The sequence below is a fragment of the Buttiauxella sp. B2 genome, assembly GCF_006376615.1.
Classification (GTDB): Bacteria; Pseudomonadota; Gammaproteobacteria; order Enterobacterales; family Enterobacteriaceae; genus Buttiauxella.
This window is the reverse complement of record NZ_VEXQ01000008.1, coordinates 65,635-87,728: the sequence shown is the minus strand read 5'-3', so window position 1 is coordinate 87,728 and position 22,094 is coordinate 65,635. Positions and strand designations below refer to the sequence as shown.

Below are 22,094 nucleotides of genomic sequence, written 5' to 3'. Positions count from 1 at the left end.
ATAATAATTGAAATACCGCAAGGCGAGCCGCGAAAGAAGACAAGGATATGATAGATTTCTGCTCTTAAGCCAGTACGTAGCGTTGGATTTTCGTGATAACACTAAAGCAATTTATTGAAATTTCTGGAATATTTTATATTCCCACGCATTATTGATACAACGGCATAAAAAAGAGATATCTCATTCGATATCGGGATGCACATTATGTCTGCCCCGCCAGGGACAAGGCTAACATTACCTGTTTACCACGTTTTGGAGACTCGATGAGACACTACCGACAGCTTGCCACTGCACTCTGCCCCCTGCTGTTGCTTTGTGCTCATGCCCATGCCGAGGTTGATCTCGGCGCCCTCGACCTCTACGCCAATGACGGTGCCACAAGCCCCGTACCCAAAGGCCTGGTGATTGGAGGTGCCGTCCTCGGCGGACAGGCTCGTTATAAGGCGCAAGACAACTCAGCCTACATCATCCCAGGAGCCATCTACTTTGGTGATAAGTTCATGTACCTGGGTGATCGGGCCCGCTATTACTTCCACAAGGATGATACTTTTGCGGCATACGGATACGGCAGAGTGCGATTTGGCAACCTGGATCCAAGTGACGATGAGGCATTCAAAGGCATGAATGAGCGCAAGGGGGAGTTTGAAGCAGGTATCGGAGCAAACTTCATTACTCCCTATGCCTTGCTAACTGCCCGTATAACCACCGATGTGACTGGCCGCAGCAATGGTCAGGAACTGCTATTGTGGGCCGATTTCCCCATCATTTTAGATAAACTACTTATCATGCCGGGCATGGGGATGATGATCCGCAGTGACAAAATGGCTAACTACTATTTCGGCGGTATCTCATCTGGTGAAGCAACACCCCAGCGTGCTGCCTGGGACACCGGCACCACAGTCTCCCCAATGGCCGCTATCATCACCAGCTATCGCTTCAGCCCGAACTGGGTGGGTATGTTTGCCGCCAACTACGAACTTTATGATAAAGACATCGCAGATAGCCCCATCGTCCAGCATTCTGGGGAGCTTTATGCTGGATTTGCAGTCGGTTATATCTGGTAGCATGGGAAATACACCAGGACAACAGATACGACTGGGGTGAGTCGTTCTACGTCATGAAGGGCGAGTTAGCTTTCATTTGTGCTGGTAAGTCGATCAACTGTATTGCCGGGACTTTCGTGCACATACGCAAGGTCATCGTCGCGCGTACCCAAACTCCAAGAGTCTATCTTTGGGTACCCAACATATTGCCTCTTTATGAACCGTTATGACGACTAGCAATATTAAAAAAGCCCGCTACATGCGGGCTTATAAAGCTTTTGGATGTTTAGAGAATCGCAATTATTCTTTATTTGCCATTTTAGATGTGAATAGCAAAAACACACACAATAATATTGTTTTATATAGTATTTATATTTTCTAATTTAATTCCAGGTACACCCTTGTGTACACAGGGAAATGAAGTGCGCTATGTGCCCGCACATTTTTCAATCATGGTTGGCTGACGTGCTAAAACTAGCCTGATCAGAAGCTCATCGCCAGACCCACACCGTAACCGGTAGTGTTGTTACCGAACATATAGCGTGCCATCAGCCTGGTGCGACTGACAATAACGTTGTATTTGCTGCTATCGAGTTCGAGCCCCAGTCCCAGGGAATTTAGACTATCGAAGCCGAGTTGGCCGCGCTGATCACCCAGGTATTCGGTACGCGCACCCTCCATCACATAGCGCAACGGGCTCCCCAGCAACGTCCAGTCTGCGATGGGCGCACGGCGGCGCAGATAGAGCCCCACATTTTCCGCATCGGCCTGGCCGGCGACAATGTCCGAGCTGTTGGCGAAACTTTGCAAATGCTGATACGAGTAGCGCAGTTCGGCATCTATATCCTGAGTCTTTGAGAACAATTCGTAGTCGAGCATCAAGGCGCCTCCCATGCCGTAAACATTCAGATGACCTCCATCGAGAAAATCAAGTTCCTTGTCTCTGCGATGTTCGAGCAATGCGGCGCCGATGCGCAAGTCACTTGCCACCGTACCTAGCGAGAAGTTGGCAATGGGACGCAGTACCAGATTGCCTCCCCATTTATCCTTGTGCAGATTAATGTCCCAGCCAATGCCGCCGGTGGCGGTCAGACTGTTCCATTTCACTGGGATGGTACGGCTATCGTTACCGTTGGTGACGACAAATTGGGGATCGTAACGGCTGTAACCCATGGTGCCTTCAAGATAAATGGGCACATCTTCGCTTACGGTAGCACCACCACCGAACTGAGTGATAGAGAGCGCGGCTTGCTGATTGGTCCCACCACCGATATTGAGGTTGCTGGCCGTGATATCGGGCACCACCGTATAGCTCATCAGAGAGACCACCGCATCGGCGCGTTGCTTAATAAGGTTGCCACCTGCGGCGAAGCTGAAAGAACTGATCAGTAGCAGCGCAGCCAGCATAGTGGTTCTTTTGTGAGAAAAGAGGAACTGTATCGCCATATTTGTACCATTGAGCCATTGCCCGGTAGGATATGGTTGCATTATAGAGTTTTTTTTGCACAAGTGATCCTAAGTAAACGCATGATTCTTAGGCTTTAAGAGAAATCTTTATTGTTGGATACTTCTATCCCACAATAAGGAATCAGCCAGCCATGAAAATGACCAGCCGTAAAAAAGAGATACTCAGCTACTTTGAACCAGGCAGCCTTGTAGTGATGTGATGGACGACCCTCCCTCAGCGCAAGTCCTGCCACACTTATGCTGAGTATTCTTTTTTCAGAGGTACTACATCATGAACTCGATAAAAGTCATCGGTATCGATCTGGCTAAATCTGTTTTTCAAGTCTGCGTCTGAATTAACGATGGAAGCGTTGCATTTAACCGCAAGGTTTCCCGGACTAAATTGCTGAATACCATTCGTCTGTTTACTGCTGGTTCAATTATTGCAGCTTGTGCTACTTCGCATTACTGGGGGGAGTACTTTTCAGTCAATGGGCTTTCTCATTCGACTCATCCCCACCCAGCATGTAAAAGCCTTCACTCATCACAAAAAAAACGATGCCAATGATGCGCTGGCCAATAAACTGTAGTGGAATCTCCATGTGGGCGATTTATCAGCCTCTCGGTACCGGTGACACAGCCCACTTTCATCGGAGCGGCCTTCGAAATATTCCTTGGTCTTTCGGATTTTCATGTCTGTGAGCTTTGGCATTGCTAGTATCTGCTATGGGGTTGGCGTGTACCGAGAATCAGATAGGTGTACAAATATGAGCGAAATATTGCACCCAATAATCCCAACTGATTTTCAGGGTAACCCCTTGAATACACGCCTATCATTCGTTTTTATGGTATTTGCTGATAGATTTTAGATGCAAGAAAGCCCGACAGGATGCGGGCTTTCTGATGATGGCGATATCTAGTGAATACTCGTGATTCGTTATTTGCCTTTCTTGATGTGCTTGATCAAACGCTTACGTTTGCGCATCTGGTTCGGCGTCAGGGGGTTACGCTTGTTAGCAAACGGGTTCTCCCCTTCTTTGAATTGAATACGGATTGGCGTACCCATCACATCCAGCGATTTGCGGAAGTAGTTCATTAAATAACGCTTGTAGGAGTCCGGCAGGTCTTTGACCTGGTTACCGTGAATCACAACAATCGGTGGATTATAACCACCGGCGTGAGCATATTTCAGCTTCACACGACGACCACGTACCAACGGTGGCTGGTGATCTTCAGCAGCCATTGTCATAACGCGAGTCAACATTGCAGTGCTTACGCGACGCGTGGAGCTGTCGTAAGCTTCACGAACGGACTCAAACAGGTTACCTACACCACTACCGTGCAACGCAGAGATGAAGTGAACGCGAGCAAAGTCGATAAAGCCAAGACGGTAATCTAGCGTCTCTTTCACCTGCTCTCTGACTTCATTGCTCAAGCCATCCCACTTGTTGACTACAATCACCAGTGAGCGCCCACTATTCAGGATGAAGCCGAGCAGAGACAAATCCTGGTCGGAAATTCCTTCGCGAGCATCAATAACCAGCAGTACGACGTTTGCGTCTTCAATCGCTTGCAGTGTTTTGATTACCGAGAATTTCTCTACGGTTTCCGTGATTTTGCCGCGCTTACGCACACCAGCGGTATCGATAAGAATGTATTCACGTTCATCACGTTCCATTGGGATGTAAATGCTGTCACGCGTGGTTCCCGGCATGTCGTAAACAACAACACGGTCTTCGCCAAGAATGCGGTTGGTGAGCGTTGACTTACCAACATTCGGACGGCCAACAATCGCGAGTTTGATTGGCAGATCTTGAGGATTGAAAGCTTCTTCTTCCTCTTCTTCCATCTCTTCGTCGTCTTCAGAAACAATGCCATTTTTAGCATTGAATGCCGCCCAGTAGACTGCATCTTCATCGATTTCTTCTTCCGGTTCGCGCGGATTTTTGTCATCGATGAACGGAATCAGAACGTGTTCAAGCAGGGTTGTTACACCGCGGCCATGAGACGCAGCAATTGGGTGAATTTCACCCAGGCCCAAGGAGTAGAAGTCGATGACCGCCTGATCAGGGTCCATACCGTCAGTTTTGTTTGCCACCAGGAAAGTTGGCTTCTGACGAGAACGCAGGTGTTTAGCAATGGCTTCATCGGCAGGCATCAGACCCGCACGTGCGTCCACCATAAACAGAACAACATCAGCTTCTTCAATCGCTAACAGCGACTGCGCCGCCATATGCGTTTCAACACCGTCTTCCGTCCCATCGATACCACCGGTATCAATAGCAATAAATTCGCGACCTTCCACTTCAGCACGACCATACTTGCGGTCGCGAGTCAGCCCCGGGAAATCCGCGACCAGCGCATCTCGGGTACGCGTCAAGCGGTTAAACAACGTGGATTTTCCGACATTAGGGCGCCCGACGAGCGCAACCACAGGTACCATGATAAAAACCTCATAACTCAAAATTCATCATCAAACGACGTTAAATCACGTCGTTTCTAAAAACAGGAAACGGCTCCCGGACTACAGGAACCGTTTCACTTAACTGTACTTCAGGCAAGTTTAGCGCTTGATAGCGTACAACGTACCGTCTTTTGCCTGAATCAACAGCTTGTCACTTGCAACAACGGGATCAGTCTGGAAGCCAGTGCTATCCACTTTTTGTTGAGCAACAAAGCGGCCGTCATCAGCATTGATCCAGTGCATGTAACCTTCGCTGTCACCAACAACCAGATAGCCATTGTACAGAACAGGAGCCGTCAGGTTACGGTGCAACAGATCGCTTTGCGTCCACAGAGTCACACCGCCATCAGCATTCAAAGCAACAACACGGTCATTCTGGTCGACGAGGAAAATACGGTTCGCATCAACAATGAAGTCGTTTACCGAACCTAATTCACGTTTCCACATTACCTGACCTGAACGTAAATCCAGCGCTGTCAGGTTACCGTTATATGCCAGGGCGTAAACCACACCGTTGACAATAACAGGAGTTGTGTCGACATCGCTCAGACGGTCAATTTCAGTAGCACCGGTTGCCTGAGAGATACGTTGTTGCCAGATCAACTGCCCTTGCTTCATCAGCACTGCACTGACACGGCCATTGTCGCCACCAACAATCGCTGCACCAAACGCTACAGCGGGAGCTGATTCGCCACGCAGAGAAAGTGCTGGCATATCCAGGTTTACGGTCCATTTCACCGCACCGTCAGTTTCATTAAATGCCTGAAGCTGGCCATTGCTGGTATGCACCAGAACTAAACCGTCGCTAACCACTGGGCGAGAAATCACTTCACCTGCGGCTTTGCTTTGCCATGCAATACTACCATCAGAGGTGTTAAGCGCATAAACTTGTGCTTTTTCACTACCAAGATAAATATGTGCCCCGTCAACCGTTAGACCACCAGAAAGCAGTGCCGGCAGGTTGCTGCTATAAAAGTTTGTCTTTTCAGAGAGATCGACAGACCATGTTTCTTTGCCGTCATCCGCATTAACGGCTTTAACAGTACCGCGGCGGTCTGCCGCATAAATGGTGCCATCCTGCCAGGTTGGGTGCAAATTGGAATAAAAATCGCCAATTCCGCTACCAACGGAAGTACTCCATGATTTTTCAGGTTCAAACTGGTTTTCAACTGTCGGCAGTGGAGACATCTTTACCACGTCTTCTTCACCGCTAAACAGTGAACAACCGCTGAGCAGCATCAGAGAAATCAGCCCTGGTACAAGTAGTTTACGCAATTGCATCGGGTCCCTCTTAGCTCGACAAATTATTAATTTTCATCTGCATCATTTCGCGCAGAGCTGGAGAAGCGTCGGTTTGTGAGCCTTTGCTCCACGCATCGCGTGCACCTTGCTTATCCCCTTTGCTGAGCAGCGCTTCGCCGCGCAAATCAGCAATAATCGCTACCCAACCTTCGCCTTTAATGCTGTCGAGAGTTTTCAGCGCCGCATCAGACTGCTTTTGTTGTATTTGAATACGTGCCAAACGCACATTAATCAACGCCTGCAAGTTTTCATCGCTGGTACTACTCAAACCCTGCTGCAATTGAGCTGCCGCTTTCGCCAGGTCATTGTTGTCAGCATACTTCTGCGCCAGTTCAAGTGATGCCAGAGCGCCATAAGTATTCTTGGTGCTGGCTGCGAATTTCTCTGCGGCAATCAGTGTGGCAGGTTGATCAGCACGCACAGCATCAGTCACTGTTTGATACTCAAGAGAAGAAGCCATCGCGCTTTCGGCCTGATGGCTGCCCCAGTAACGCCAACCAACCAGTGCGCCTATACCCAGTACGACCCCAACGACCAGCGCTTTACCGTTTTCGGCAAAGAAGCGTTTTACCGCATCAACTTGCTCGTTTTCGTTCTCGTAAATTTCCACGCAGTCCTTCTCCTTAACGATTAATCACTGGGGAAATTAGCCCAGTAGCGCCTGCAAATGAGCCACCGCGTTTGCTTGTTCAACGGTAGTCTGCTCACCTGTGCGCAGATCCTTCACGACGACTTGACCATCTGCGACTTCAGTTTCGCCTAGCACCAGTGCAACACGCGCACCCCACTTATCTGCACGGACGAACTGTTTTTTGAAGTTGCCTCCGCCATAGTTAGTCATCAACTTGATAGCTGGGACCTGATCACGTAATTGCTCAGCTAATAGCATCGCTGAAGCTTGCGTTCCGTGACCTGACGATATCAGGTAAATATCGACAACAGATTCTGCTTTAAATTCCGGATTGATAGCCTGAACCAGTAAAACAAGACGTTCCAGGCCCATTGCGAAGCCAACGGCAGGTGCCGCACGGCCACCCAATTGTTCGACCAAACCATCATAACGACCACCCGCACAAACGGTACCTTGAGAGCCCAAGCTGCTCGTGACCCACTCGAAAACGGTACGATTGTAGTAATCCAGACCACGCACCAGGCGTTGATTCACGGTATACGCAATACCGGCGGCATCAAGATACTGACACAGGCCTGCGAAGTGTTCGCGAGACTCGTCGTCCAGATACTCACCAAGCGTTGGTGCGTCATCCAGCAAAGCCTGAACTTCCTGGTTTTTAGAATCCAACACACGCAGCGGGTTGCTGTACATGCGGCGCTGGCAATCTTCGTCGAGCTTCTCTTTATGCTGCTCAAGGAACGCCACAAGTGCATCGCGATAGTTAGCGCGAGCTTCAAGCGAACCAATTGAATTCAATTCCAGGCTTACGTGCTGGTCGATACCCAGTGCACGCCACCAACGAGCTGTGAGCATGATCAGTTCGGCATCAATATCTGGCCCTTGCAGACCAAAGACCTCAACACCCAACTGATTGAACTGGCGATAGCGTCCTTTTTGGGGACGCTCATGACGGAACATCGGCCCGATGTACCACAAGCGCTGTTCCTGATTGTACAGAAGACCATGTTCGATACCGGCACGCACGCAGCCCGCGGTGCCTTCAGGACGCAGAGTCAGGCTATCGCCATTACGATCCTCAAAGGTATACATCTCTTTTTCAACCACGTCGGTAACTTCACCGATAGCGCGTTTGAATAACGGGGTCTGCTCTACAATCGGCAAACGGATTTCACTGTAACCGTAGCTACCGAGCACCTGCTTCAGAATGCCTTCAATGCGCTGCCAAATGGCGGTTTCGCCAGGCAGGTAATCGTTCATGCCGCGGATGGCTTGAATGTTTTTTGCCACGTTTGTTCTCTACCGAATTTATACAAAAAATGAACCCGAAATCAGACTGTTTGCTTTCGCAAAATGTCCGGCGGGTTCAATCATACACGGGAAGCCGAATGCTTCCCATGTTTAGCACTATTTTTCCAACTGCTGGATACTAATCCGCTGCGATTCATCAAGCATGGAAGCCTTGGCACGAATACGCGCTTCAAGCTGCGCAATCATGTTTTCGTTATCCATTCGCTCTTTCTGACGCACACCGTCCTCGTAGAAGCCACTTTTCTTGTTGCCACCAGTCACACCTAAAGTAGAAACTAGCGCTTCACCTGGACCGTTCACTACGCAACCGATTATCGAAACATCCATTGGTGTGATGATATCTTCCAGACGCTCTTCAAGGGCGTTAACCGTACCGATAACATCGAACTCCTGGCGCGAACAGGTCGGGCAGGCGATAAAGTTAATACCGCGAGCACGGATGCGCAAAGATTTTAGAATGTCGAAACCGACCTTGATTTCTTCAACAGGATCAGCGGCCAGTGATACGCGCAACGTGTCACCAATACCTTCGGAAAGCAGCAAACCCAGACCAATTGCAGATTTCACCGAACCACTACGCATGCCACCCGCTTCGGTGATCCCCAAGTGCAATGGCTGATCGATCTGCTTAGCCAGTAAACGATAGGATTCAACGGCCAGGAAAACATCGGAAGCTTTCACGCTGACTTTGAATTGATCAAAGTTGAGACGATCGAGATGATCTACATGGCGCATTGCAGACTCTAACAATGCCTGAGGTGTTGGCTCGCCATATTTTTCCTGGAGATCTTTTTCCAACGATCCGGCGTTCACACCAATACGAATTGGAATATTTTTGTCCCGCGCACAATCAACAACGGCGCGAATTCGCTCTTCGCTACCAATATTGCCAGGGTTAATGCGCAGGCAGTCGACACCGTACTCAGCAACTTTGAGGGCGATACGATAGTCAAAATGGATATCAGCGACCAATGGGATATTGACCTGCTGCTTAATGAGTTTGAATGCTTCTGCCGCGTCCATAGTGGGTACAGATATACGAACAATATCGGCTCCAACTCTTTCTAACGCTTTGATCTGATTGACAGTTGCTTCAACATCCGTGGTACGGGTATTGGTCATTGACTGGACGGCGATCGGTGCCCCGTCGCCGATTGGCACATTTCCGACGTAGATCCGTTTGGATTTTCTACGTTGAATTGGGGCTTCATTATGCATTACAAATCTCCACAATTACGCGTCATGCTGGCTGTGATTATTCAGCACTTACTGTCAGACGTGCAACCTGGCTAGTTCGGATAAAACGACTCAGGTCGACGGGCTTACCCTGAAACTGAATCTGCACTGCCGACGGAGCACCAATTTTCAACTTATACGGTGCCTGACCGGCTAAATTCAAAGTGCCATCTTTGCGCTGCATACCGCTGAACAATTTTTTACCGGTTGCATCGGTCACTTCAAGCCAGCAATCAGCGTTGAAATTCATGACCAACGCATTGGGGTCAGCCGCAGGATTAGTCACAGCAGCTTGATCAGTGGGTAATGCGACATTAGATGTTGATACCGGAGGCGTGGTTACCTGTACATTTTCTACAGCTGCCTGGCTTGGTGCCACTACAGCGGAGGCATCTGCTGATGTGGTTTGCTGAGCCGTCGCTGCCGGGGTCTGGTTTGATGTCGAATCAGTCGCTGGAGTAGATTGCGTAACCAGAGGCTGTACTGCCTGCTGTGCTGAGTTATCAGCAGCAGCAGACGAGTCACCAGTGTTCAATGGAACTGATTGAGAACCACCATTGCTGGCTGAAAGCTCAGCTGAAGATTGATCTGCCATCGTTGAGATCTCTTCCTGCTGCGCTTTGTGATTTTGCCACCACCATGCGCCCGTCAGGCCGACAACAACAAACAGAATGAGCCAGGTAAAGCTCATCAACCAACCGTCACGTTTCTTACGACGTTTCCCCAGAGAAAAACTTTGCATCGGAGCAACTTTGGCCGCTCTGATCGGTGCCTGTTTTTCCATCATAGGCAGCAGTTCTTCTTCCGGGATACGCACCAGTCGTGCATAAGATCGGATGTAACCACGCAGGAAAGTAGACGCTAACTCAGCAGGTGCCTTGTCATCTTCAATATCCCGGACGGTAGAAACCTTCAGGCACAGGCGTTCTGCCACTGCTTGTTGGCTAAGACCGAGTTCTTCACGAGCAGTACGTAGACGTTCGCCCGTAGTTTTTGCTGCATTTGATTCTTGAGTGGCTTCAGTATTCATTAGCTACAACTGCTGGAACTGTTCGATTAAGGAATTGGACAGAAGCCTTGTCGCACAGCATTTCCGCTACGCCACACACTCCCGCTCCGCGAAAAAAATTTGTGTTCTGAAGGGTAAACCTCCAAACAACATAACATTTAGCTCAGACTACTTGCCCACATAAACACACTACTTTACATGAACAGTTCATCATCGATGAGTTAACCATAGACACCATTTTGAATGTTGTCAGTGGATTGCAACTTGCAATGGCTTAAATAGATGCGCCTAAACTATTGTTGTGACGCTACATACTGCCTTAAAGCAAAGTGAAACGCACCGTAATTATTAATCTTAAAGGCACTTGCTAAACTTGCATAACTGCAAGAAATCACTAAGTGTTTTTTGTGCCACGCAGCAACACAACTGCATGGCACCAATCTGATTAATTCGAACGCTTATCAGACAGCTTTAACATCAATAGGTTCACCTTGCATGCGTTTACGAAGCGTACGTTTTGTACGGTCAATCACTTCGCCAGCCAGCTGCCCGCAAGCCGCATCAATATCATCACCACGTGTCTTACGCACGATAGTCGTAAAACCATAACTCATTAATACTTTTGAGAAACGGTCAATTCGACTATTCGAGCTACGGCCATATGGTGCACCCGGGAACGGGTTCCACGGGATCAGGTTGATTTTACATGGTGTGTCTTTGAGACATTCAGCCAGCTGATGCGCATGCTCAGTACCATCGTTAACGTGGTCAAGCAGAACGTATTCCACTGTAACACGACCCTGGTTGGCATTGGATTTCTCCAGATAGCGACGGACCGCAGCCAGGAAAGTCTCAATGTTGTACTTTTTGTTAATCGGCATGATCTGGTCGCGAATATCATCGGTCGGAGCATGCAGAGAAATGGCCAGTGCCACGTCAATCATATCGCCCAATTTATCCAGTGCCGGAACCACTCCAGAAGTAGAAAGCGTAACCCGGCGTTTAGAAAGCCCGAAACCGAAATCATCAAGCATGATTTCCATCGCTGGAACCACGTTGTTGAGGTTCAGCAGCGGCTCACCCATGCCCATCATCACTACGTTGGTAATAGGACGAACACCGGTCTTCTTTTGCGCACCGATAATTTTCGCCGCACGCCATACCTGGCCAATGATTTCAGATACGCGCAGGTTACGGTTAAAACCTTGCTGAGCAGTTGAGCAGAATTTACATTCCAGAGCGCAGCCAACCTGGGAGGAAACACACAGAGTGGCGCGGTCTTCTTCCGGGATATACACCGTTTCAACAAGCTGATCGGCGATTCTGATTGCCCATTTGATGGTGCCATCAGCAGAACGTTGTTCTTCAGCAACTTCAGGAGCGCGGATTTCAGCAACTTCTTTAAGTTTGTTGCGCAGAACTTTGTTGATGTCGGTCATGTCATCGAAGTCATCACTGCAATAGTGATACATCCATTTCATGACTTGATCGGCGCGGAAAGGTTTTTCGCCCATATCAGCGAAAAACTCACGCAATTGCTGGCGGTTAAGATCCAACAGGTTAATTTTTTCTGACTTGCTGGAAACGACTGAAACAGACGTCTCAGGAGTGACAATTTGCTCTGACATAATTTCTTCCGGCCTCGTTGTTACACGTTACGGCCCCAGGAGGGTTATAAAAAAAGATACGCCCCGGAGAGCTGGCTCATCCGGGGCGTGGCATTGTACAAATTCTATGGCACAGATGCCATGACTGAAAGCGATGTACATATAAATAAATGTAAACGTTGCTTAACAGTTAGTGCTTATACCCAAAATCTTTTGCGTTGCTGGTAGGCGGTGAAAGAATTCACCCCTGTAGCTCAAAAGATTGAGGATATTAACGAGTGCGAGGGCACACTTCACCTTCAGCGAAGAAATAGGCAATTTCACGTGCTGCTGATTCTACAGAGTCAGAACCGTGAGTACCGTTCTCGGTGAAGCTGTCCGCGTAATCAGCACGCAGAGTGCCAGCCAGAGCGTTAGCCGGGTTGGTTGCGCCCAGAATGTCACGGTGGCGTTGAACAGCGTTTTCGCCTTCCAGTACGCTAACCATGATTGGACCAGAAGTCATGAATGCGACCAAGCCATCAAAGAAAGGTTTGCCTTCGTGCTCAGCATAAAAACCCTGAGCCTGTTCTGAAGTCAGGTGCAACATTTTTGCGCCAACAATCTTAAACCCTGCGGATTCAAAACGAGCATAAATATTACCAATAACGTTTTTTGCCACCGCGTTTGGTTTGATGATGGAAAAAGTACGTTCAATAGCCATGATTACCTCTGTGTCTGTTCTGTTTGCACCGGCTAGCCGGTTATGATTTGGCGCCGATTATAATGAGCAAGTCTCGTGTTGCCTATGGATGCAGGTAACATTTTTTTAAAATAAAACGAACATCGGCAACATTTTTAACTTAAGCGCTTAAAAATCACACTATTATTCTACTGTAACGTAAAATGAGCCGCAGCAATCTGCCCTGCTTCATCGAGGACTAAAACCTGATACACCCCCGTTTTATCCAGATTTAACGCGATTCCATTACCATTTCCACTCACTGGCTCGCCGTTTAAAAACCACCAACGGTCTCCTTGCCCACCCTGTGCGCTAAGGCGAAGCACTAAGCGTAATTCACCAGGTAGACGCTTCAAAATAGCGCCCTCACGAACCCCTAACAACAATAAAGGCGTAACTTCATCTTTCTGCTGTGGAGGACATTGTGCCGATGCCTCGGGTAAGCGAGCAACCCTTCTTTCACTGACGGGTAACCATGGCTCAAGCGGCATCGGCCACAGCGAAATAATATGTTGAGTAGCGCCAGGACAATCAGCAGCTACACGTTTGCCTAGTTCGTCCAGCCACACAACTTTTCTTGATCCCTGAACCCCTTCCTGTCCTGGAGCCTCGAGCGTTGGCGGCTGGCTATTATCCAGTAACCAGCCAGCCAATCTGCGCCGGCAATTACTGTCTCCGACAGCCAGATTTTGCCCGCCAGGCCAGCAGACTTCACCCGCAGAGACAGAAGCAGGACGAGGGTCAACCGGCAGACGTGCTTGCTGTGCTGCGGAACTGGCTTGCAGCAAATTGTTCACTTGATTCAATAGAGGAACAGCGCTCCCCAATCCAAACTGCCCGGCAACAGGTGTGCTATCTGGTCGCCCGGTCCAGATCCCAATCAGATATCGCGGGTTTATACCCACAGCCCACGCATCACGGTAACCATAGCTAGTCCCGGTTTTCCAGGCCAGAGGAACGACTGGCGGCAAAGTAGCATCCGATTGTGGTTGAGCTTCGCCCGCCAGAATTCGACGAATAATCCAGGCTGCACCATCGGACATCAATGGGCGCTCAAGCAATGGTTGTTCTGGTTGCAGACGCAATTGTGCAGCTCGCCCGTGGCGGGCAAAGGCGCTATAAGCGGCGACTATCTGATCCAGACGCGCACCACCACCACCAAGAATTAGCGAAAGATTTGGTTCACTGCCCTCCGGGAAGCGTAAATCCAGACCAACATTTCGAAGTTGAGCAGCAAAACGTTTTGGGCCATATGCTTCAAGCACTTGTACCGCAGGAAGGTTAAGTGATCGCACCAGCGCTTCGCTCATACTGACCGGGCCATGAAAACCAGTGTCAAAATTACCCGGACGGTAATCGCCGAAACGGCGTGGCACATCCTGTAACAATGATGTTGGATGGATCAAGCCTTCATCCAGGGCCAGGCCATACACAAAGGGTTTCAACACCGAACCGGGCGAGCGAATAGCTGTGACCATATCAACATGACCAAAACGATTCTGATCATTGATATCGACAGAACCTACCCAGCCGCGCACTTCCATAGTGGTGTGATCAACCACCAGTATCGCCAGTGAAGAACGTGGTGGTAATTGGGCTTTCCAGTTTAGTGCCAGCTCTTCCAACTGGCGCTGCATTGACGCATCAATCGTGGTTGTAATTTTTTGCGCATTGCTGCGATTCACCAGATAGCGAGAAAGCAAAGGTGCCAACTGCGGCATCTGTCTCGGAGCCAACCATACCGGTTCTTCAAGCGATTCTTTAACCTGCTGCGGTTCCCAGACGGCTTGCTCAGCCATGCGAAGAAGTACTTTGTTACGCGCGGTTTGTGCACGTTCTGGCCAACGGTCAGGACGCAGGCGACTAGGCGCCTGAGGCAACACCGCCAATAAAGCCGCTTCTGCATAACTTAATTGCTGGGGTGATTTTCCAAGGTAAACCCAACTGGCCGCACCGACACCCTGTAGCGTGCCACCAAACGGTGCTCGATTAAGGTATAGCGTAAGAATTTGTTCTTTCGAAAGATGCCATTCAAGTTGCAATGCTCGCCACATCTGGCGGATTTTCCCCCCGAATGTGCGGGGATGAGGATCGAGTAATCGAGCGACTTGCATCGTCAAAGTACTGCCACCTGAAATAACCTTACCATTAAACAGATCCTGCCAGGCCGCGCGCAGAATCGATAGTGGGTTGATTCCAGGGTGATCCCAGAACCAGCGATCTTCGTAGTTGATTAACGCTTCAAGATAACGAGGTGAAACATCGTTAAGCGTGACCGGATAACGCCAGATCCCATTCTCATCAGCAAAGCGCCACAGCGGTGTCCCGTCTGCGGCGACCACAACACGTGCAGGATTCGCCTGGGATAGAGGCAATGGCCAAAGCCGGTCTGCCAACCAAATTCCCAGACATAAAATAAGAGGCAGCATCACCAGAAGATAGCGATGCCGCCAGCGCGTAGACTTCAGCACGTTGCGTTGCCTGTTACGGATGTACAGTCAGGATGCCCGTACTGGCTCCTGTTGCCCGCCACTGCGGAACATACATCGACTCAACTTGTGAAACCGGCACATGGTAAGTTCCAGGTGTCACCGCTCGCGCCAGATAAACCAGGGTAGCGTGCTGGCTTTCGTTAAGAGGCAATGCAGCAACAAAGCGATCGTCACGGAATTCCAGATGCTGAATATCAGCTTGTTGCATCTGGCTCAGTAACTCCTGAACCTGATTATCACTTTCGCTTAAGCTGGCACTGCTTTCCGAAAGATTCTGGTTTTCTAGTTCAAGCCCAGCGGGCAGTAGATCGACTACCAGCGCATCTGGAACATTTTTATCAGCCCATACATCCAACCAGACCATAACCAGTTCACCGCTTTTCAACTCTGACAATGATTTGCTGTTGCCTTTCGCATCAAGGAAATGACGCTCAATATGCAACACATTACTATAAGGAACTGGTGCCTGCTGCGGATAGCCAACGCTGTCTAAACGGAGATAAAGATTACCGGTTCCGGTATTTGTCACCTGCAGACCTGAGAGTTGTTCAGCTGCCACATTGTGAGTCATTGATTGCGTGCCTGTTAATGGCTCGGCTGCAAATGACACCTGCGATTTCCAGTCTCCTTTTGCCGTTTGCCAGTTACGGCCAGCGAGGAAGAGTGCGTTACTTTCCTGAGTCGAAAGCCAGCGTTGGCTGTAAGCGAGATTAGAAAGCTCCATCAACAATTGATTCTGTTGCTCCGGTAGCAATTTGTTCTCTTCCAGCAAGCTTAACATCATCGCTTTATCGCGTAGCTCGCTGCCATAGTCAGCCATCCAGATACGTTCATCGCGGCGATTAGTTTGCAAACCTAATTTAAGAGCTTGCTCACCACGTGGTGCATCGCCCATCAATTTCAATGCCACACCTAATTGCACCAGAGGCAAGCCCGCACGAGCATTGTTATGGCGTAGCCAAAGTTCACGTAAAGCTCCAAGCGGCGCTTTTTGCTGACGAGCTAATACCTGGCCTGCATATGCCTGAATGGCAAATTTACTGGCTGCGGAATCATCGCTATAGCGCAGGGCGATAAGCCCTGAATCCTGGAGATAACGCAGCAAGCGCTGGTTCGCTTTGTTGAGCGAGTCAACGTTCACGCTGTAGCCTTGCTCGCTCGCACGAACCAGGAAATCAGTCACATATGCGGTTAGCCAATATTCCTCTGGCCCTTCTTTGTCCCACAGACCAAAACTACCGTTGTCGCGCTGCATATCCAGCAGACGTGTAATTCCGAGGTCGATCGCAGCACGACGCTGCTCATCACTGGTTCCTTTAATACCTAACGACTCTAACTGAGCCTGATTGGTGTAAAGAGAAGGGAACAGACCGCTTGTGGTTTGTTCAAGACAACCATACGGGTACGCTTTAAGTTCACGGATATAACGCGCCAGGTTTAATGGTGGACGCCCACTTAGCAAGACCTGACCTTCGAGCGTTGCAGGTGCCAAACCGGAAATATGCTGCGGTGGAACATCCCAAATTTCACCAGGAGCAAGCACCGCACCGCTATTGATGCTTTGGGCCGGGTATGGAGGCCGTACACCTAATGTCCATTGTTTTTGCAAGGCTGCGATGGTTTCGCCCGGTATGTTCACCCCACTAATTTCGGTGCTTAACTGTCCATCACCAAACCCTTCCAGCGCATTAACTGAAATAAACAGCGTTTTACGCGCGCCAGGCATCAGTTTCACCGTTTGTGATGCCGGTGAACCCAGCGAAATCAAACCACTGGTTTTCAGGTTTATATTCAGTTGCTGAGGCTGTTCGGTAAGATTCGTGAGATCCATTGCTAAGCGACTGGTATCACCGCTTGCCATAAAGCGTGGAGCAGCCAGTTCTGTCACTAACGGTGCTGCGACCACGACTTTTTCTTCACTGTTACCAAAGCGGTCATCAGTCCACGCTTGTGCCATCACGCGTAATTCGCCGTTAAAGTCACCAATCGGGAGTGTGACAGTACCTTCGCCATTTTCGTCCAGTTGTACTGGCTGGGTTTGCTGAGCAATGATCGTGACATGGTTTACAGGCTTTTTACCGCCACGGCTTAGCTCATCACCTTCGTCGCCATCACCACCAAAGCGTAAAGCAGCTAAGCGCCCTTCCCCTTCGATAACCTGACCATAAATATCGTATAAATCAGCTCCGTAACGTTTACGGCCAAAGAAAGCCTCCCACGGATCCGGTGTTTTATAGTCAGTAATATTCAGCACACCACTGTCTACGGCAGAAACCAGCACATTAATTTTCTTCGGCATTTCACCGTTTATAGGTTTTGTCTTTACTTTCACCGTGAGATTTTGGTTCGGTCGCATTTTGGCTGGTACTTCTAATGCAAGTGCCAACCTGCGGTTTTCATCACCCAATGGCAGGTGCAAAATACCGACAGCACGTTTTGGCGTTGCCGCACGGCTCTTATCGCCAGGCCGGATTACCAACGTACTCAGATAGAGATCATGGCGCTGCCAGCTTTTATCAACCGGAATGGCAATATCGAGGCCTTTCTCGGGTACATCAATTTCTTTCCACCACAGTGGGCCATCACTGGACTCCACCATCGCATACCCTTTGCCTGCAGAAGGTGCTGAAATATGCAGATTGATAGTGTCACCGGCTTTATAACTTGGCTTATCAATTTTCAGCGTGACACGGTCCGGACGCACAGCACCTTCGCCGTCACTGTTGTCCTGCCAGCTATAACCGGCCCAAAAACGAATGCTACTGATGATGTTGGTATCAGGGTCACGCACCTCAAGACGGTAGGAGCCCCACTCTACTGGGAAAGAAACTTTACCCGTTTCACCGGCCGCAAGATCCAGCTTTTGCTCCGCTTCTACGAGATCTTTTTGATCATACTGAGACTGCCAACCCTGGCCTTCTTCCCAACTCCAGAAGTAATCCCGGCGTTCGCGAATCAGCCTGATATCAAGCCCTGAAACCGCCAGCTTTTCACCTTTCGCATTGGCATAAATAATGTCAAAACCAGCACTGGTGTCTTCATCGACAATCGGTTGAGTGCGGGTGCTATCAGTGCGGTAATCGTAAATTTCTTTGCTGGCAAATTGTGGACGAATGCCTGGTAGCGCTTCTTCAGGCCAGATAGCCCGCTCGGCGCGACGCGTTACCGGGCGGCCACCGGACTCCAGCAAGCTGGCTTGTAGCACCAGCTTTAACGGTGAATGGACATCAGACCATTGGCTATCCGTGCTTACCGTTGTTTTACCTTGCTCATCGAGCTGAAGCTGGACTTCATCCAGATTGCGGGTGAGATTTTCTTCGTTGATGTCGCCAAACTGGAACCCAGGCAAGGCAGACACTGCCTCACGGAGTGGACGCAGAAACAGTTGCCCTTGTAAGCTATTACCAGCAGCTGGCGCGCCGTATAGATAACGCCCGGCAATCTGGAAGCTCACTGATTCATCAGGGCTCGCAGGTTGCGATTGGCTGGTGATGTTAAGCGCCATGCGCTCCGGCATGAAGTCTTCGACTTTAAATGACCAGATACGTGGTTGGTTATCACCCGTATTAACACGAACCTGCCAGTTACCGGTTTGCACATCCTTGCTTAATGGGAAACTGAACTGATACAAACTATTTTCAGGCTGCCAGATTTGTGTTCTGGCGACCTGCCCATCCGGTTTCACGACTTCCAGCTTCACCGGTTGCGCGGGTAATGCTTTACCATCGCTATCACGGAGTAACGCGTTCAGAAGTACCGTCTCCCCTGGACGATAAAGATCCCTTGGGCCAAACATAAAGAATTGCTTACTGTACCCTGCGTCTCCTGCAATGTTGAACTCAGCCAAATCCAACGCCGGGCGGTTTAAGTCCAGCAAGGTGGTCTGCTCTGGAGTCCGCGCCAGTAATAACGTTCCTTTTTCTATTTTTTCCAGCGTGGCATGACCATCACTATCGCTCTTAGATTGCGCCAGCGTTTGCCCTTTCTCATTGAGCAGCATGATTTCCACGCCAGATTGCGCCGCGCCATTTTCAAGGCTTTGAGTGAATACATCTAACCGGTCATGATAGCGGTGTGCTGAGACGCCAATATCACTCAAGGTAAACAGGGTCGCGGCATTGCTGTAACTGTAATGCCCTGCCTGATTCATAATGGCGATATAGACGCCGGGCTGCTGTAGTGGCTTAATTTCGCCTAACGGGAGTAGCAGTTTCTCACGGGTATTCCGCGCAGGGTTAAGATCGAACCTGCCGCTGTAAACTAAATCCGCAAGTTTCAGCAAATTGTCAGATTCCCAGTTAGACACCGAGTTTCTGTACTGCCACTGGCTAATAAAGGAGCTTAAGGATTCATTTTTAATTCGATAAAAATTAACGTCGATTTTGTCGACGTTAAGAGCCATCACAGGTAAACCCGCAATCACTTTAGTTGGCAGCAATGAACCACGGCTGGCAAAACCCACGCTCGGTTGAATATCACGTGTCGAGATTTGCTTCTCAAAGTTACTGTCAAAAGTCGCTTTATTAAGAGCAAGCAACCCACTATCTACAGTCAGTAGCAGTTCGCGTTTAGGTTCAAGGTGGCGCAGGCGTAATTCTTTGAGATCGGCTGAAAGTTCCCACGCACCATCAACTTTGCCGCTGGTTTTATCAACCAAATGTGCTACTCGGGAGAAATCCTGATTGGGATCTAATGGGATAGAAAATGTGAGGACCAGCGTGGCTGCGCCATCAAGCTGAACTTCCGAGGCATCAAGCAATTTCAGCGGTTTGCCCGCAGAATCCTTCGCCAGTTTTTCAAGTTGGGAGGCGTCAGGCTTCGCGGCAGGAGCAACATTTTGCTGAGACGGGGTTTCGCTCTTCGCCACCGATTGGGGTTTGTCGTTATTGTCGCACCCTGATAGTACTAATACAGCCGCCAGCATAGCAGCCAGCGCGCCCAGATGTATTGCTCGCATATTTTATCCCTGGCCAATAAGGCCCAATTAACCCGCCCAATAATACTTGTATTATGCGGGTACATTAAAAAAACGAAAGTATGAATACTCGGCATTACGCGTTCGCTCGCAAAGGGAATGAATAATTGTGCAACGGTTTCAACTGGGGTGATATAGCAAACTGGAAGCAAGATCACAACCTGAAAGGTTACATGTTACCTTATAAGTCATTTGTTTTTAAAACAATAAGATAGATGGATTTACAGTCTTGATTCTTGCTACATTTTGAGCTGAGTCGCTGCCTGAACGCGGTGTTTAGCCAAAGTGATAATAAGAGACTGCTAAATGAAAAGTGCCGTTAATGCCCTACAAAATTTCGGAAAATCGCTCTATGGCCCAGTGCTTATTTTACCGATCGTCGGTCTATTTATCGCGTTCGGTAATGTATTGGGCAATGGCAACCTCGCTGAATATTTACCTTTCCTCGGTCACCCTTCGGTTCAACACACCGGGGTACTGATATCTAAATCCGCCGTTTCGGTACTGGCAAATCTGGCTTTGGTATTTGGTGTCGGTATCCCTATTGGACTCGCGGCAAAAGACAAAGGCTACGCTGCACTGATTGGTCTGGTCACTTTTATCGTCTTTATTAATGCGATGAATGTGACATTACAACTACAAGGTGAGCTGGCCCCTATCGACCAAATGCGAGCCGCAGGGCAGAGCATGGTGTTAGGTGTACAAGTCCTTGAGATGGGCGTATTTGCTGGGATCCTTACCGGTGCGCTTTCGGGATATCTGTACAACCGCTATTCCAGCGTACAGTTTTCCGGTGCCATGGCGATTTACTCAGGCCACTGTTTTGTCGCCATTATCATGCTACCGGTTTCTATGCTGCTCGGCGTGATAATGAGCGAACTTTGGCCATTCGCACAACATGGTATCAGCGCACTGGCACTAGCAATTAAAGGGGCAGGGGCGTTTGGCGTGGCTATCTACGGTTTCCTGGAGAGAATTCTGGTGCCAACAGGGCTACATCACTTGGTTTATACCCCGTTTCTGTACACCGAATTGGGGGGTACTGCGGATGTTTGCGGCAACATTTACCAGGGTGCTCGCAATATCTATTTCGCTGAAATGGCATGCCCGAGCGTTCATCAACTCAGCAGTACCGTAGTATGGGATGCCCGTGGCATAAGTAAAATGTTTGGCCTTCCTGCTGCCGCACTCGCCATGTATATGACCGCCAAACCCGAGCGTAAAGCCGCTGCCAAAGCCATTCTGATTCCTGCTGCTCTAACGTCCATGTTAGTTGGCGTTACAGAACCGCTGGAGTTTTCCTTCCTGTTTGTCGCCCCACTGCTGTTTGGTGTGCATGCGGTACTGACCGGGATTGGCATGATGTTGTTCTATCTTCTGGGTGTTCACGCCATCGGGGCCAACGGCATTATCGATTTCATTCTTTATAACCTGCCGCTGGGCACAGAGAAATCCAACTGGCCGATGTACATCGCGGTCGGGCTGACCATGTCGGTTATCTACTTTGTCGTATTCCGTTTCCTGATTCGTCGCTTCGATATGAAAACACCGGGTCGCGAAACGGACGACCAGGAAACAAAACTGTATAGCAAACAAGAGTATCAAGCCAAAGGCAGCAACGACGGCTTAGGTGAAGCCATTATCGAAGGCCTGGGTGGCCGGGCCAATATCGAAGTGGTCGACAACTGTTACACCCGTCTGCGAGTCACAGTGCGCGATGTTTCAGTTATCGACGAACCCCGCCTGAAATCGACTGGCGCAAAAGGGGTGATTAAACAAGGTAATAACGTTCAGGTGGTCTACGGGCTGCATGTCAAAAAAATGCGTGAAGCAGTAGAGACATTTCTCTAAAGGAGT

At 49.4% G+C, this 22,094-nt stretch carries 13 protein-coding genes and 1 pseudogene; 3 read left to right on the top strand and 11 right to left on the bottom strand.

The window, feature by feature from the left end:
• Window positions 1-263: 263 nt before the first annotated feature.
• On the top strand, window positions 264-1,064 hold the full coding sequence (locus tag FH968_RS11250) for a MipA/OmpV family protein (protein ID WP_139879449.1): 801 nt from the start codon (window positions 264-266) through the stop codon (window positions 1,062-1,064).
• A gap of 462 nt (window positions 1,065-1,526) precedes the next feature.
• Here the strand turns inward: FH968_RS11250 and FH968_RS11245 are convergent, their stop codons facing one another.
• Window positions 1,527-2,450, bottom strand: coding sequence for a hypothetical protein (locus FH968_RS11245; RefSeq protein WP_223271315.1), 924 nt, complete (start codon window positions 2,448-2,450; stop codon window positions 1,527-1,529).
• A 394-nt stretch (window positions 2,451-2,844) separates the two neighbouring features.
• Here FH968_RS11245 and FH968_RS23870 point away from each other — a divergent pair.
• Window positions 2,845-3,067, top strand: a pseudogene (locus FH968_RS23870) (IS110 family transposase); the annotation flags it as partial.
• 359 nt (window positions 3,068-3,426) lie between these two features.
• On the opposite strand, the gene der reads toward FH968_RS23870, so the two are convergent.
• The 10 genes from der to FH968_RS11185 form a co-directional block, all read right to left on the bottom strand.
• Entirely contained in the window at window positions 3,427-4,932 is a 1,506-nt protein-coding gene (gene der, locus FH968_RS11230; protein WP_139879447.1) for a ribosome biogenesis GTPase Der, read from the bottom strand.
• Between the two features lie 120 nt (window positions 4,933-5,052).
• Entirely contained in the window at window positions 5,053-6,234 is a 1,182-nt protein-coding gene (bamB, locus tag FH968_RS11225; protein WP_139879445.1) for an outer membrane protein assembly factor BamB, read from the bottom strand.
• Between the two features lie 10 nt (window positions 6,235-6,244).
• Window positions 6,245-6,865, bottom strand: a complete 621-nt coding sequence (locus tag FH968_RS11220) for a YfgM family protein (protein ID WP_139879443.1) — start codon at window positions 6,863-6,865, stop codon at window positions 6,245-6,247.
• A 36-nt stretch (window positions 6,866-6,901) separates the two neighbouring features.
• Window positions 6,902-8,176 (bottom strand): histidine--tRNA ligase, encoded by a 1,275-nt coding sequence (gene hisS / locus FH968_RS11215; RefSeq protein ID WP_139879441.1) that lies wholly within the window; start codon window positions 8,174-8,176, stop codon window positions 6,902-6,904.
• A 117-nt stretch (window positions 8,177-8,293) separates the two neighbouring features.
• Window positions 8,294-9,415 (bottom strand): flavodoxin-dependent (E)-4-hydroxy-3-methylbut-2-enyl-diphosphate synthase, encoded by a 1,122-nt coding sequence (gene ispG, locus FH968_RS11210; protein ID WP_139879439.1) that lies wholly within the window; start codon window positions 9,413-9,415, stop codon window positions 8,294-8,296.
• A 37-nt stretch (window positions 9,416-9,452) separates the two neighbouring features.
• The gene (gene rodZ / locus FH968_RS11205; RefSeq protein WP_139879437.1) at window positions 9,453-10,463 is read right to left on the bottom strand and encodes a cytoskeleton protein RodZ; all 1,011 of its coding nucleotides are present in this window, start codon (window positions 10,461-10,463) and stop codon (window positions 9,453-9,455) included.
• Between the two features lie 440 nt (window positions 10,464-10,903).
• On the bottom strand, window positions 10,904-12,070 hold the full coding sequence (locus FH968_RS11200) for a bifunctional tRNA (adenosine(37)-C2)-methyltransferase TrmG/ribosomal RNA large subunit methyltransferase RlmN (protein WP_139879435.1): 1,167 nt from the start codon (window positions 12,068-12,070) through the stop codon (window positions 10,904-10,906).
• 250 nt (window positions 12,071-12,320) lie between these two features.
• On the bottom strand, window positions 12,321-12,752 hold the full coding sequence (ndk, locus tag FH968_RS11195) for a nucleoside-diphosphate kinase (RefSeq protein WP_034459186.1): 432 nt from the start codon (window positions 12,750-12,752) through the stop codon (window positions 12,321-12,323).
• A 167-nt stretch (window positions 12,753-12,919) separates the two neighbouring features.
• Window positions 12,920-15,238 (bottom strand): peptidoglycan glycosyltransferase PbpC, encoded by a 2,319-nt coding sequence (gene pbpC / locus FH968_RS11190; protein WP_370451497.1) that lies wholly within the window; start codon window positions 15,236-15,238, stop codon window positions 12,920-12,922.
• Window positions 15,239-15,254: 16 nt separating this feature from the next.
• The gene (locus tag FH968_RS11185) at window positions 15,255-20,219 is read right to left on the bottom strand and encodes an alpha-2-macroglobulin (RefSeq protein WP_139879433.1); all 4,965 of its coding nucleotides are present in this window, start codon (window positions 20,217-20,219) and stop codon (window positions 15,255-15,257) included.
• 324 nt (window positions 20,220-20,543) lie between these two features.
• Here FH968_RS11185 and FH968_RS11180 point away from each other — a divergent pair, with 324 nt between their 5' ends.
• The gene (locus FH968_RS11180) at window positions 20,544-22,088 is read left to right on the top strand and encodes a PTS transporter subunit EIIC (RefSeq protein ID WP_139879431.1); all 1,545 of its coding nucleotides are present in this window, start codon (window positions 20,544-20,546) and stop codon (window positions 22,086-22,088) included.
• Window positions 22,089-22,094: the final 6 nt, after the last annotated feature.

What these genes read in the sequence shown, in the direction of transcription:
- FH968_RS11250 (WP_139879449.1), top strand. Translation starts at nt 264, where the DNA reads ATGAGACACTACCGACAGCTTGCCACTGCACTCTGCCCCCTGCTGTTG.
- FH968_RS11245 (WP_223271315.1), bottom strand. Translation starts at nt 2,450, where the DNA reads ATGCTGGCTGCGCTGCTACTGATCAGTTCTTTCAGCTTCGCCGCAGGT.
- der (WP_139879447.1), bottom strand. Translation starts at nt 4,932, where the DNA reads ATGGTACCTGTGGTTGCGCTCGTCGGGCGCCCTAATGTCGGAAAATCC.
- bamB (WP_139879445.1), bottom strand. Translation starts at nt 6,234, where the DNA reads ATGCAATTGCGTAAACTACTTGTACCAGGGCTGATTTCTCTGATGCTG.
- ispG (WP_139879439.1), bottom strand. Translation starts at nt 9,415, where the DNA reads ATGCATAATGAAGCCCCAATTCAACGTAGAAAATCCAAACGGATCTAC.
- rodZ (WP_139879437.1), bottom strand. Translation starts at nt 10,463, where the DNA reads ATGAATACTGAAGCCACTCAAGAATCAAATGCAGCAAAAACTACGGGC.
- FH968_RS11200 (WP_139879435.1), bottom strand. Translation starts at nt 12,070, where the DNA reads ATGTCAGAGCAAATTGTCACTCCTGAGACGTCTGTTTCAGTCGTTTCC.
- ndk (WP_034459186.1), bottom strand. Translation starts at nt 12,752, where the DNA reads ATGGCTATTGAACGTACTTTTTCCATCATCAAACCAAACGCGGTGGCA.
- FH968_RS11185 (WP_139879433.1), bottom strand. Translation starts at nt 20,219, where the DNA reads ATGCGAGCAATACATCTGGGCGCGCTGGCTGCTATGCTGGCGGCTGTA.
- FH968_RS11180 (WP_139879431.1), top strand. Translation starts at nt 20,544, where the DNA reads ATGAAAAGTGCCGTTAATGCCCTACAAAATTTCGGAAAATCGCTCTAT.